We start from the raw sequence: 14,181 nt of genomic DNA on the forward strand, positions 1-14,181 counted from the left end.
AGTTATAAAAGCGATCGCCTTTTTCTAGAGCTGGAAAATTGGAATAAAGATAAAAATTAGGCTCAAAAAGTTCCCTATTGACTCTTAAATATATCTTGAGATAGATATGGAATTTTTGATTGTAGGCAAGTCCGAAAAATCAGTTTGCATCATTGTGTTTAATAACATGCGGAAGGAAAACGACCTTCACAGACTGATTTAAAGGAAAAGAACTACTATGCGCCTTGGATCTCTTAAAGTAATTGGTGGATGTGCCACAACGGTTACGCTACTAGCCCTTGCAGTAGGTTTGTCCGTCCCCAAAAATTTAGCTGAACCTTCTCAAGATGGTAACAAATTTGCTCCCAGAACTGTCGCACCAGAACAAGCGGGCGGTGTTACGGAAGCTCAGACAGCCCGCGAAGCGATAAAAGCTAGGGTTGGTACGGCAAATGCTCTCGGTGCAGGTATCGCTGGCACGGCGACGGATGATGGTCGGGTTTATAACGTCCTGAGTACCGTGAACATTCGCTCTTGTCCCAGTACCAGCTGCCGTATCCTGCGGGTCGCTAGACCCGGAGCTGATGTTCTCAACGATCCTAGCGGAGGTACTCAGCAAGGCAATGGTTATACTTGGATTCGCGTAACTTACGGATTTAATTCTACCAATGCTTGTGATAGCAATCGCGCTCAAGGATGGATGATCGTTAATCCTCTCGCTCCTGGAAAGGTTCGCGTAACAAAAGGGCCGTTAAATGTTCGGTCATCGCCATGTTCGGGTCGCATTATTAAAACTTTACCCACTGGCACAACTCTAGACTTCCATCCAGACCAAAACCAATGGAGCAACAAGTGGTATAAAGTTGTTGTTCCTGGGGCGACGCCAGGGCCTTTGGGCTATGTTGATGGTTGGGACTTCGCGGATGTCTACTAATATCGGTTCCAAATAATCATTGCTATTTAATCTAAAAGAGAGAGGGTAAGCAGTTGCTTACCCTCTCTCTTTTAAATAGCAAAGCGAATCGCTAATCGCTTATTCCCAAGCATCTAAATCAAGTGCGCGAGAGCCACCGCGTTCTAGCTGACCTAAAAGGCTTTTGAGTTGCGACCAAACTAACATGCCAATAAATAGAGTGAGTGGCATCGAAGTCCCAAAAGACAGCCATCCAGGAAAGCCAAAAATCTCTAATCCAGCTACTAGAAACAGACAGATTCCGCCACAAATTCCCAAGAATGGCAACTGTAATTGTATCCCTTGCATCTGAGCCAAAGTCCGGGTAGAGCGGTTCTTTGACCATTCCCGTACTTGCTGTTTGAGGGTGGCTTCAAAAGCAAGACCACAGGTTATTCCAGCAAACAAACCGAAAACAAGTAAAAAATACGGCGGATCTGGGAAATAGTACACTAAAAACTCCTAATAGGTAACGGGTAAATGGGCAACGGGGAATCGGTAATGGAAGATTTACCAATTACCGCTATGTGCAACTTTTTCTCAGCCTCTAATTTATCAGGGGTTGGGGCGATCGAAATGTCAAGCAAATTTTGTCAGCTCCCCCAATCCCCCCATGAGATGGAGGGAGAAATACAGAAAGTTGCACACCGCGCCAATTACCAATTACTCATTACCGATTCCCTAAGACCCAACACTTTATTCTCTCTCCTGCAAGGCAGCAAGTGTGGCAAAAGAAGGTAATAGTGCGGCGACTCCTTCAGTGGAGAGTTCCGTCAAGGCTCCGAGGGCTACATTAAACAACCGTGACGGCTTCAGGTCATCTTTCACTAGATTCCATAGACGTCGCACTTCTTCGGTATGAAGTCGGTCATCTTCTGTCAAAGCGATTAGCACTTGGCGTCGCAGAAATTGTCCTTCTTCAGAGAGGAGAAACTGTAATCCTAGTTGAGCCGTAGGCAATAGATCGAAGTTATCATCTGAGCGAGCGATCGCAATCATGTTCTCTAACCGCTGCCATTGGAATTTGCCGTCTTTGAACAAGACTTCAATCAATCGCCGTCGCATTTCTGGAGATTCGCCAGTCAGCAAACGCCGCGCTACGTAGGGATAGGCAACTTCGACAATTTTGAAATTGGGATTCAAGCTGAGAGCTAATCCCTCTTGTGTCACCAGGGAACGAATAATTAAGGCAAACTTCGCCGGAATTCGGAACGGATAGTCATACATCAGTTCCGAGAACTTGTCTGTAATTGTCTTAAAGTTAAAGTCTTGTACACTTTCGCCGATGACATCTCCTAGCACACTTTCTAGTGCCGGAATGATCGGAACAATATCCGTTTCTGGCGTCAAAAAGCCTAGCTTAACAAAGTCTTTGGCTAACTCAATATAGTCTTTGTTAATTAGGTGAACAACGGCACTGACGAGGGTTTCTTTGGTATCCTCCTCCATCTGATCCATCATGCCAAAGTCTATATAAGCCATACGACCATCTGGCAGGGCAAACAGGTTACCTGGATGGGGATCAGCATGGAAAAAGCCGTATTCCAATAGCTGTCGTAGACCGGCGGTGACGCCAATCTCGATCAAGGTATCGGTTTCCAAATCGGCTGCTTTAATGCGCTCGGTATCGTTCAGTTTGAAGCCGTCAATCCACTCTAGAGTCAGGACGCGAGTGTTGGTGTAGCGCCAGTAGATGGCTGGGACTTTAACGCTGGGGTCATCGCGGAAATTAGTGGCAAACTTTTCGGCGTTTCGTCCTTCGTTGAGGTAGTCAATTTCTTCAAATAACTTGTAACCGAATTCATCGACGATCAGAGTCAGGTTATGCCCTAAATTTAGGGGAAGCCAAGGACTCAACCAAGCCGCCATCCATCGCATCAAGTAAAGGTCGAGGGTGATGGTTGGTAGCAAGTTGGGGCGTTGCACCTTGACGGCGACTTCTTCGCCGGTGTGAAGACGCGCTCGATAAACTTGACCCAGACTGGCGGCAGCAAGTGGTTCTGGGGATATTTCTCTATATATCTCTTCTACTGAGCGTTCTAGCTCGGTTTCAATGATATTGAATGCGATCGCATTATCAAATGGCGGCAGTTGGTCTTGTAATTTGATGAGTTCTTCTAAAAAGTCTTTCCGCACTAAGTCGGGTCTTGTGGAGAGAGCTTGACCGACTTTAATAAAGGTTGGACCCAGGCGAGTGAGGATTTCCCGCAGTTGAGTGGCGCGTTTCTCTCGATTCTTCCAGTCCTGGTTCAGCCAATCGTCCCACTTTAAGCCAAGAACAAACCCTGCAAATAACCAGATAATTTTGATGGCTCGCCAGAGAACTCGCCAGGGACGATAGCGGAAGTACTGGGCGATCGCTTCGGGATCGTAGCGCCGAGACTGGATGAGGGAGTACCGATTCACGCTTGTGCTTGCCTCTTTTAACCTAACTTAATTCGCCATTAGCGGCTTCTGGGAGTATTCAAGCCACTATTTAACCTAATCAATCGAATAACATTAATTTCCAGGGATTTCGACCGCATTCTTTCGTAACTTTACTCATTGATTTTTACCAGGTTTTTAACGTTTTATTAACTATAGTATACAAAACTACAGACACTTGCGGGGATCGCCCATCTGCTTTAGGAGAGCAAACAGTTCCCTCACTTGCTATTTTTTCTCTGTCAAGGTTCCATGACAAAACTGCTAAAGTCTCCTACCAGCAAAACCAGCAGCGACTAATTATTCTTAAGGAATAAATTAAAATAATCTTAAGTATATTTTAAATTACGAATAAATAGTGTACTAGAGCCGTGAATCTCTCTCTGAAGAGGTAAGCACCGTAGGGGAGAGACATCGAAAATCTTTAGTGTCTACCCAGCAGCTCGAAAATGCTGTTTTGAGTCTAGACGCTGGGCAAGGTAGTCAAAGCGCAGCGCCAGTCCGATAGCGAGTTTTATCAGTATCAATTTGGTTTAGGTCAGCATGACGAGTGCTATGGCTTTGCTCTGCCATGAGCGTTTACTTCGTCCTCAGCTGTGATTGAGAACTTATCTAGCCATTGTTTTGAGGGGTCATTCATGTTGTTTTCAAAAAATTCAAAGAAAAAAATACTTAAGTTGTTGGGTTTGAGCCTTGTAGTTACAGCTTTGATTGTTAGTCCTTCCCTATCAGGAAATAATTTCCACTTATTTAACGCACCCGCGTTAGAAGTTAGTGTCAATGCTCAGTCTCCGGCTGGAACTGATGCGGCACAGCAGAATCCTGCTTCCGCTGAAGGCGAAGAAAAGGGAAAAAGTGACAAGGCTGAGAGTGCCTCGTCTGAAGGAGAAACGAAAGGAAAGATCGATATTTTCAAAATTGTCATGGGTGTGCTGGCGGGTCTGGTGCTGTTTTTATATGGTGTGACCCGGCTTGCTGAGGGACTCGAAGCGATCGCCGGCGATCGCGCAAAAAATCTCATCGATAAGTTCACCAGCAATCGCTTTGCCGCAGTGGCAACTGGCACGGTGGCAACAACCATATTAGATTCATCGTCGGTCACGATCATCATGACGATCGCGATGGTGAGTGCTGGGTTGTTGACGTTCGTCCAGTCTCTCGGCGTGGTTCTAGGTTCCAACATCGGAACGACCATCGGCGCTGAACTGATCGCTTTTAAGATTAACGAATATGCACCGATAGCCTTGTTCCTTGGTTTCTTGTTGCATTTTTTGGGCAAGACAGACCGCTGGAAGAACATCGGTTTAATTTTATTGGGGATAGGCTTGCTCTTCTTCGGTCTAGACACGATTGACGAGGCGATGAAACCGTTCCGGGACTACCAACCCTTTATTGATTGGATGAAAACCTTAGGGGAAAATCCGCTGCTGGGTGCCTTAGTTGGGGCGCTGTTTACCGTCTTGATTCAATCCTCTTCCGCCACAGTAGCCATTGTCATTACGCTGGCAGCTTCTGGCTTGATCTCATTGCCCGCAGGCATCGCCTTGATGCTGGGTGCGGAAGTTGGCACCTGTGCTGACACGTTGGTAGCGACGATTGGGCGATCGCGCGAAGCTGTGCGGACGGGTGTCTTTCATGTGATTTTCAATGTGATAACCGCAGTCGTGGGGATCTTATTTGCGGCTCAATTAGCAAGCCTTGCCCAGTGGATTTCTGGGGGGGCTGATGTTGCCCGCCAAATTGCCAATGCTCAGGTGATATTCAACGTATTGGGCGTAGTGTTGGTTATCGGGTTTCTACCGTTAATCGCCCGTGGATTGGAAATGCTAATTCCCGGCGGTAAATCGAACCGGCAACTCGCAGGGGAGCCTCAAAGGGAACAAACTAAAGTGTAGAGAGGCAATACTTATCGGTTCTCTCCCCCAACTCCACTGTGACAGGGAAAGGAGATCCTTGTTTTCCGGTTAGGGGAGATTGGGGGAGAGGTCGGGTTGATGCGATCGCAATTGCTTAGGTACCTGAGGTGCTGGACTTAGCTTCTAGGTTTTCCAAGCGGCTTTTGAGTTCCTGGTTTTGCTTCTTGATCAGGTCGAGTTCGTCTCGCAGTTGCTTGATCGCTTGATCCGATCCAACATTTTTTTGCACCCGCTCAACCGCTTCCTCAGCGATGCGACGGACTCGTCCATCGGGGGTTTGGTCGGCAAGACTTCGCAAAATCCCAATCGCTTTGGGAGTCTCCATTTGCCCTAGTGCGATCGCGACTGATACTTGGGTTAAGAAAAATGTCTCTTTGGAGAGTTCTGCAAGTTGTTCGAGAATTCGTTCCAAGTTGACATTATTCTGACCCGTTGAAATGGTTCCCAAAGCGCGAATGGCAGCTAGACGCAACGCTTGGGGAACGCCTTGGGCGGTGTATTCCAGAATCAGATCCAGCGCTTGGGGCGAAGTTTTGAGTTGAGACAAACCAGCGATCGCGCCAGTTCTCACAACCTCATTCCAACCCGCCTTTTCTTTGAGTACTGTTTGCAGCAGCTTCAACACTTTCTCTTCTTTGGGCTTTTCGTCCAGATTTGCCGCCCCAATTCCGCCAATCGCATTAACCGCTGCGGACTCCACATAATAGCTAGGGTCGCCATCTTCTACTAATGGTTTCAGTGCTTTATAGCTGTCATGGGTTTTGATCGTTCCCAATGCTTGCACCACTGCACGACGCACTAAGGCTTCTTTATCTTTTAGACCCGCAACTAGACCGTCAAACGCTTGATCGAGTTTAACTTCTGCCAACTGTTTAGCAACTTCCGCCCGGACGCCCCAGAAAGAATCGTTTTTCAGGGCGAAAGAAAGCGCTTTTACGACCTTCAATCCGCCTTTTTTCGCCAACGCCTCAGCCGCATAGATGCGAGAGACGGGATCGGGATCGGATTGCAGTTGGGCTTTGAGTTCCTGAACTGGATACTCTAAGGACACCGTTTTTAGGAAATTATTCCCGATGTCAAAGCTAATAAAATGGGGTTTCTCTTCAAGGGGGAAGTAAAAGCTTTGTTCCCGTTCGTGAACCCTGACTGCGAAAGTTTTGAAATTGACGGTGGAGGATTGTTCAGACGAGGAAGCTGACGTCTCTACATTATTCTCGCTGGGGGAATTTCCTGAGACATAGCCAAAAGCAATGGGAATTTTTAGGTCAAATAAATCGCTACGACTGCCGTTAGTATCGCTGGTGGCTTGAGTTTGAGTAACGGTAACTTTAGCCAACTTGCTATCAGTATCCCAGGAATAAGCAACTTTGAAATCTGGATGACCGCCGCGATAAACGTACTGATCAAATAAAAATAGTAAGTTGCGACCCGTCGCTTTTTCAATTGCCCGTAGCAGGTCAACAGTTTCAACTGTTTTATGGGCGTTGTCCTGAACAAAGGTGTGGATGGCTTTAAAAAATAGCTCGTCTCCCAACTCCGCCCGAATCATGTGATAGACACAAGCACCTTTTTCATAGAGGTGGCGGTCATACAGTTCAATCGCCTCACGATAGACATGAGTGACAATCGGGCGACGGTAACGGCTGCTGTCTTCTACAAGGTAGCTGCGAGCTTCATTGAGCAGGTAATATGCTGCATCTTGCAAACCATACTCTTGGTGTGTCCACAGCACTTCTGAGTAAGAAGCCATCCCTTCTTTAATCCAAGCATGAGACCAGTGCTTGATGACGACTAAATCTCCAAACCACTGGTGGGCGAGTTCGTGAGCGACTAAGCTTTCTGTGGTGCGATTATCTAAAGATGCCCGTTTATCCAGCAAGCAGCGGTCGGTTAGCAGCGTGGTGGAGGTGTTCTCCATTCCACCGAAGATGAAGTCATCGACGCACACTTGGGCGTATTTGGGATAGGGGTAGGGATAACCAAATTTTTCACTGAAAAATTCAATCATTTCCGGCGTTTTGCCCATACTACGGCGGGCATCTTCTTCTCTGCCCTTCTCCACATAGTAGGTGACAGGCTTGTCGTTCCATTCATCTTGAATTTCGGCAAAGTCACCCACTGCGAGCGTCATCAGGTAGGTGGGATGAACTTGCTCTTGCAACCAGTGATAAGTTTTGTAGTGGTTATCTTCCTCGGTTTTGATGAGCAATCCGTTGGAGATGGCGACTAGGAGTTTGGGAACTTTGACCCGAATTTCTGAAGTGGCTAACTGTCCGGGATAGTCAAAGCAGGGGAACCAGAAGCGGGAATCCTCATCTTCTCCCTGCGTCCAAACTTGAACGGGTTTATCGGGATAGTGTTTGTTGGGGGAAATAAAGTAGATACCGCGCTGGGGTTTCTCCACCGAGTAGGCGATCGCTATCTCGATCGTTTTTCCCACCTGAGTAGGTGTCTGCATCTGGATGTGCAGTTGTTCGCCGTCATAGTCAAAGCTTTGCGGTATTTCGTCAACCTGCACTGACTGAATATTTAGGTTGACGGCATCTAAGGTTAAACGGTCAATCCCACTCCGCACCGGCAGTAAGGTAATGGCGCAAGTACCTCCGACGGTTTCATTAGGAATATCCAGGGCTAAATCCAGGAAAATATGCTCGACTTGTCCGGGTCGATCTGGGTTGTAGTGGGGACGGGCACCGGGCAGTTCAAAGGATTTGTGACCGTTATTTTCTGAATCGAAATAAGTCTGCAACTTCATGGTGAGATTGACCTGTAAGACTCCGAAGTATAGCCGAGAATCAGGGCTAAGGAGGTTATTTCTTTAGGTTAACGCCTTCAGACTGGGTGGACTTCTCTTCTAAGCAGAGCGACGCGCGGGGTATCCAAATTTGTAGCGAACACCCAGATGCTTTGTCACTTCAGGCGCGATGATTTTCAAGCTTCACTTAGCGTTGTGTCTACTTGCGCTCTCAAAAAAGTGCTGGCTTGAGGGGCGTGTTTATGCCCATTGGCGTCAACTTGAGAAAAAGCAGAGCGAGAAAGGGTGGGATCGCAGATTCTATCCAAGCGCAAATGCTATATCTCTGCTCTTTTAATCAATCTTTAAATGGTATTTATACTTAGCTTTACCCAGCCTAATGCTCAAGCTTAATCTCGGCACCGTACATTTACTTAAGTACATTTACTGATGAATTTCATATCAACCAAGCTTGAGCCGATTGGTGAGGAAAGCAATATGTGGCGCGTTTTTAAGCTAGCTTTATTAACAACAGCAGCTTTGGCAGTTTTTCCAGTGGGTGAAGCAGCAGCAGCAACTTTGACGGGTGCCCCTCCAATTGTGATTGGACATCGGGGCGCTAGCGGCTACCGTCCCGAACATACGTTAGCAGCCTATGAGCTGGCAATTGAGATGGGCGCTGATTTTATTGAACCTGACTTAGTTTCGACAAAAGACGGCGTTCTAATTGCTCGCCATGAAAATGAAATTTCTGGAACGACAGACGTTGCAAATCGCCCAGAATTTGCTAACCGCAAGACAACCAAAACAATTGATGGAAAACCAGTCACCGGCTGGTTTACCGAAGATTTTACCTTGGCTGAAATCAAGACTCTCCGGGCGAAAGAGCGTATCCCTGAATTGCGCCCCGGATCGGTCAAATTTGATGGTTTGTATGAAATTCCGACTTTGCAAGAAGTTATCGACCTAGCCAAGAAAAAGAGTGCCGAAAAAGGTCGCACGATTGGTATTTATCCGGAAACGAAGCATCCCACCTACTTTGATTCCATCGGATTATCGTTAGAGGAACCTTTGGTAAAAATCCTCAGCGAGAACGGTTACACCGATGCGGATGATGCGGTTTTCATTCAATCCTTTGAAGTTGCAAACCTGAAATTTCTCAAAACACTGACGAATTTGCCGCTAGTTCAGTTGTTTGATGCAAGTACCGCCAAGCCGTATGATTTTGTTGTCAGTGGTGATTCTCGCACCTATGGCGATCTCATAACTTCTTCAGGATTGAATGCGATCGCGCAATATGCAAGCGGAATTGGCCCTTGGAAACGTCTGATTATTCCGGCTGAGACGGTCGATCAAAATGGCGATGGTCAACCTGACGATCTCAATGGGGATGGGGTCATTAGCGATGCTGACAAGCCATTGTTACAACCCACATCCCTAATTAGTGACGCCCATGCGGCGGGTTTGCTGGTTCATGCCTACACTTTCCGCAGTGAAGACTTCTTCCTCGCTCCAGACTACAACGGCAACCCAGAGCTGGAGTACGAACAATTCTTTAAATTAGGGATTGATGGTGTCTTTAGCGACTTTCCAGATACCGCCGTTGCAGTTCGCAACCGGATCGCTGGCGATCGCAGCCAAGACGTTCCCGAACCCACAACCCTACTGGCGTTTGGTATTCTCCCAATCGCAGAGATTTTGCGCCGTCGCCAAAATAAATTTAAAAAGGCTTGATTGAGTATCCGTCCTACACTGGCACTACTCAGATAACTTTCGCCTATTAGCTTTCCTCTGTAGATGTTGGGCTAAACATCGCCGAACGCATCTATCCGAACGCACCAATAAAGTCCGCTGAAGCGGGCTTTTTTTATGGCTGTTCAGTAATTAGACGGAAAGCTCTAGTTACAAGTATTACTAGACACCTTTGAGTTTCAGCAACATACAGCGATCGCGCAATTACTCAAGACGCAAGCCATTATCGGACAATTTACTGGATAATCTTAACGGGAATGTGTACCGAGAGCGATCTGCGTTTTCTTTCCCCTGCGCCACTGGACACTCCCTATCAGTCTGGGCTAAGACTGTAAGCTGCACTCAATCAACATCTTCCTTCAGCTATGCGCCCTCAACTCGGAATCTTCGCGCTTATCGCCTTCCTAGCTACCATTTCAGCGCCTTTGAACGCGCCTTCCATAACACAGGTGTTGGCGCAAACTTCAGAATCCCGCAAAGCAGAAGCTGAACGCCTTTTAGAACAAGGTATTCAGCAGATTGATAACCGTCAACTTGACAAAGCCTTACAGTCGATACAACAGGCATTGACGATTTATCGAGAACTCAAAGATCGTCAGGGAGAGGGAACCGCTCTAGCAAACCTGGCAAGTATTTACTATTGGGTGCAACAGTACTCTCAATCAATTGATTTCCAACAGCAAAGTTTAGCGATCGCGCGAGAGATTGCCGATCGTCCCTTAGAAGCGAAGAATCTTAGACAATTGGGAAGTACGTACTCGGCGCTGGGGCAACATCCCCAAGCAATCGAGTATCTGCAACAAAGTTTAACTCTTGCACGGGAAATTAAAAATAATAAAAGTGAAGCAGCCGCTCTTGGTATGCTGGCTCTTGCTTATCAACAAATAGGAAACTATCAGAAAGCGATTGATTCTTGGCAACAAGCACTCCCTATTTTTCAGCAACTCAAAGAACGTAGGGCTGAAGGAGCTGCTCTTACATCTATCGGAAGTTACTATCAGTTGCTGGACAACTACCCTGAAGCTCGAAAGTTCTTCCAACAAGGTTTAGTCATTGCCCAAGAACTGAAAGATCGCTCTAGCCAACAGGTAATTCTTGCACTTCTGGGTCATGTTCATGAATCCCTCGCTGAATACTCCCAATCTATTGATAAATATCAACAAAGTTTAGTTATGGCGCGGGAAATGGGGGAATCGGCAATTGAAGTAGAAATTTTGAATAATTTGGGCGGGATTTATGCCAATTTATCAAGATATCAGGAAGCGATTGAATATTATCAGCAAAGCTTAACCATTGCCAGAAAAATTAACGCTCGCCAATCAGAAGCAGGTATTCTGTCTAATTTAGGCACTGTATATAAAAATTTGAATGATTCTTCACAAGCAATTCGCTATTATCAGCAGAGCTTAGCAATTACCGATGAACCCAGTAATCAACAAAGTGCTTTAGAAGTTCGAGAAAAACGGAAATTATATGCCCAAACAATCCTAAACTTAGGAAACATTTATCAAGAAAGTGGCACAACAGATAAAGCAAAAGAATTTTATCAGCAAAGCTTGAAAATCGCCCAAGAAATCAACGATCGTGATTTGCAAGCAGATATCTTAAATTTTTGGGGAATTCTCTCCTATCAAAATCTGGGAGATTACCGGCAAGCCAGTGAATACTATCAACAAAGCTTAGCCTTAGCCAAACAAAATAATAATAAACGCGGGGAAGCAAAAGCGATAGGCAATTTGGGACTCGTTTATAATTCTATGGGCGAGTACGATAAAGCGATTAATTACTTTCAGCAGGATCTCGCAATTTCTCGCGAAATTAAAAATAAACGAGGGGAAGCTATCGCCTTAAACAATTTAGGGCTAACTTTTATGCGTGCTGGTAAGCTATCGGAAGCCGAAACATATTTAAAAAATGGAATCGAAGTATTAGACTCTGTCCGATCCGGATTAGGTAGAAATGATGCTAGTAAAGTATCACTTTTTGAAGATCAAGTCAGCACTTATCGCAATTTGCAACAAGTTTTACTTGCCCAAAATAAAATAGAAGCCGCATTGGAAATTGCTGAACGGGGGAGAGCAAGAGCCTTTGTTGAGCTATTAGCTTCGCGGTTATCTGAAGCATCCGTTCAAGCTACGCTTACCTCACCGAATATCAACAAAATCAAAGAGATTGCCAAGCTTCAGAACGCTACCTTGGTTGAATATTCTATTGTCTATGAAGACATAGATGCTATAGGGAAAAGATCGCAATCCCAAACATCTGAAATTTATATTTGGGTAGTTAAACCAACCGGCGAAATTGCCTTTCGTAAAGTCAACCTTAAGTCTTTGCGACAGCAAAAAAAGAGTTCTTTAGAAGAGCTTGTTGTCAGCAGCCGCGAATCGATTGGTGTTAGAGGTCGTGGTTTAGGTGTAGAGGCTAAAGTTCCTGGAAGTCCAGCAAAACAAGGTTTTAAGGAACTTCACGAACTACTCATTAAACCCATTGCTGACCTGCTCCCAAAAGACCCAAATGCTCGTGTTATCTTTATTCCACAAAGCGAACTGTTTCTAGTTCCTTTCCCAGCATTGCAAGATGCTTCTGGCAAATACTTAATCGAACAACATACTATCCTCACGGCACCTTCAATTCAGGTACTGGATTTAACAAATCAGCAACAACAGCTTGTAGGAACGCGAAGTTCTACTTCTGTACCAAATCAAGATGTATTGATAGTTGGAAATCCCACAATGCCAAGTGTTCCTGAAAAAATTGGCGAGCCGCCAACTCAGTTACCAAGCTTACCGGGTGCAGAACGAGAAGCTTTAGCGATCGCGCCTCTGTTTAAGACTAAAGCTTTCACCGGCTCTGAGGCAACGAAAGCAGCGATTCTGCAACAAATACCCACAGCACGAATCATTCATCTCGCGACTCATGGTTTACTAGATGATATTCGAGGATTGGGAAGTGCGATCGCGTTGGCTCCATCTGGCAACGATAACGGCTTACTCACCGCTGAAGAAATTCTAGACTTGAGATTCAATGCCGAATTAGTTGTCCTGAGTGCTTGCGACACAGGTAGAGGCAGAATCACTGGTGATGGTGTGATCGGCTTATCTCGCAGCTTAATGAGTGCGGGTGTACCCAGCGTAATTGTGTCTCTCTGGCAAGTGCCAGATGCTCCTACAGCCTCATTGATGACAGAATTTTATCAAAATCTTCAAAAAACACCCGATAAAGCCGCCGCCCTGCGAAGCGCTATGCTAAGCACCATGAAGCAACATCCAAATCCTAAAGACTGGGGGGCATTCACTTTAATTGGAGAAGCAGAATAATTAAAAATTGAAGAATTTCCAGGCGTTGCACATTGGACAGATGATAATGTCGCGCAAAGCCGCTAAGTTTTTCTTAACGTCTTTGCGCGAAACGAAAAAGAAACTCTTTCTTAATGTTGAATTTTTAATTCTGCTTCACTTTTGCAATTACCGTGCGGTGACGATGAGTATTGCGGGTAATTGTCGGCGCAGTGAAACCCGAATCTACTAGCGCTTGTTCAATATCCAACGCAAAATACTCATCTAAATAAGGCTCGGTACTCTTGAGCAATGTCAAGATGTAGGGCGGCATTTTGGTATAAATCTCAGATTGAGGATTCATATCCATAATTGCCAAACAGCCACCGGGACGCAGTACGCGCCGCACTTCGCGGAAAATCTGCATAGTTGCTGACTGAGGCAACTCGTGGCACATCAAAAAGATAGAAACTAAATCGAAGGAGGCATCTGGCAAGCCTGTGGATTCAGCAGCAGCATGAACCCAGGAAATCGATTTTTGGTGCTGTTGGGATTGGTAGTGGGCAACTGCTAGAAAATAAGGCGACAGATCCAAACCCGTCAGCTTTGCTTGGGGATAAGTATCTTGGAGGGCAAACGTACTCATTCCCACACTGCATCCCAAATCTAAAATATCTTGTGGTTGAGTAGCGATTTCATTTTTGAGAATATCAAGATAACTCTGGCGCAATCTGGCATCTCCTTGCGCCCCCGCATCAGGCCAAATTCCGGCGTGAACAGCATAAGCCGCAACTTCTACTTCCCAAGCGGCTTCCCAGCTTAAGTTACCGCTGTCGTAGGCATGGAACGCTCGCAGGTAATATTCTGGGTAAGTCAGTTGGGGGTTTTTTACTTGAGCCAGATGACTTTCCCAGTCGTATTGTGAAAACGTCTGTACTTGCTTTCTCCAAGGCACTCCAATCTTCTCGGCGCGTTTGATCATCATTGAACGCGCTTGCTGCTTGGCTAGATTGGCTAATGGCTTAATCGCTAGCAATCCGTTTACCAAGCGTGAAGATAATCCGAGTTCAGTATTTACTGTGGTAGTCATAAGGTAATGGGTAATGGGTAATGGGTAATGGGTAATCGTAAGTAACAAATGACCTTGTG

8 protein-coding genes are annotated in these 14,181 nt (G+C 45.9%); 4 read left to right on the forward strand and 4 right to left on the reverse strand.

Features of this window, described 5'->3' with window-relative positions; translation table 11 throughout:
- Positions 1–217 precede the first annotated feature (217 nt).
- Positions 218–913, forward strand: a complete 696-nt coding sequence (locus tag NC997_RS06020) for an SH3 domain-containing protein (protein ID WP_190413900.1) — start codon at positions 218–220, stop codon at positions 911–913.
- 99 nt (positions 914–1,012) lie between these two features.
- On the opposite strand, the gene NC997_RS06025 is transcribed toward NC997_RS06020, so the two are convergent.
- Complete coding sequence (locus NC997_RS06025; RefSeq protein ID WP_190413901.1) at positions 1,013–1,384, reverse strand: hypothetical protein; 372 nt, start codon at positions 1,382–1,384, stop codon at positions 1,013–1,015.
- A gap of 243 nt (positions 1,385–1,627) precedes the next feature.
- The gene (locus tag NC997_RS06030; RefSeq protein ID WP_190413903.1) at positions 1,628–3,337 is read right to left on the reverse strand and encodes an AarF/UbiB family protein; all 1,710 of its coding nucleotides are present in this window, start codon (positions 3,335–3,337) and stop codon (positions 1,628–1,630) included.
- Between the two features lie 656 nt (positions 3,338–3,993).
- On the opposite strand from NC997_RS06030, the gene NC997_RS06035 reads away from it, so the two are divergent.
- Entirely contained in the window at positions 3,994–5,250 is a 1,257-nt protein-coding gene (locus tag NC997_RS06035) for a Na/Pi symporter (protein WP_190530083.1), read from the forward strand.
- Between the two features lie 115 nt (positions 5,251–5,365).
- Here the strand turns inward: NC997_RS06035 and NC997_RS06040 are convergent, their stop codons facing one another.
- On the reverse strand, positions 5,366–8,026 hold the full coding sequence (locus NC997_RS06040; protein WP_190530085.1) for a M1 family metallopeptidase: 2,661 nt from the start codon (positions 8,024–8,026) through the stop codon (positions 5,366–5,368).
- A gap of 477 nt (positions 8,027–8,503) precedes the next feature.
- Here NC997_RS06040 and NC997_RS06045 point away from each other — a divergent pair, with 477 nt between their 5' ends.
- Both NC997_RS06045 and NC997_RS06050 read left to right on the forward strand, forming a co-directional pair.
- Positions 8,504–9,739, forward strand: coding sequence for a glycerophosphodiester phosphodiesterase (locus tag NC997_RS06045; protein ID WP_190530121.1), 1,236 nt, complete (start codon positions 8,504–8,506; stop codon positions 9,737–9,739).
- 443 nt (positions 9,740–10,182) lie between these two features.
- Positions 10,183–13,074 (forward strand): tetratricopeptide repeat protein, encoded by a 2,892-nt coding sequence (locus NC997_RS06050; protein WP_242031508.1) that lies wholly within the window; start codon positions 10,183–10,185, stop codon positions 13,072–13,074.
- A gap of 124 nt (positions 13,075–13,198) precedes the next feature.
- Here NC997_RS06050 and NC997_RS06055 read toward each other — a convergent pair whose 3' ends face one another.
- Entirely contained in the window at positions 13,199–14,122 is a 924-nt protein-coding gene (locus NC997_RS06055; RefSeq protein ID WP_190530089.1) for a class I SAM-dependent methyltransferase, read from the reverse strand.
- Between the last annotated feature and the right edge of the window lie 59 nt (positions 14,123–14,181).

This window comes from Trichocoleus sp. DQ-A2 (assembly GCF_039961915.1).
Taxonomy (GTDB): Bacteria; Cyanobacteriota; Cyanobacteriia; order Cyanobacteriales; family FACHB-T130; genus FACHB-T130.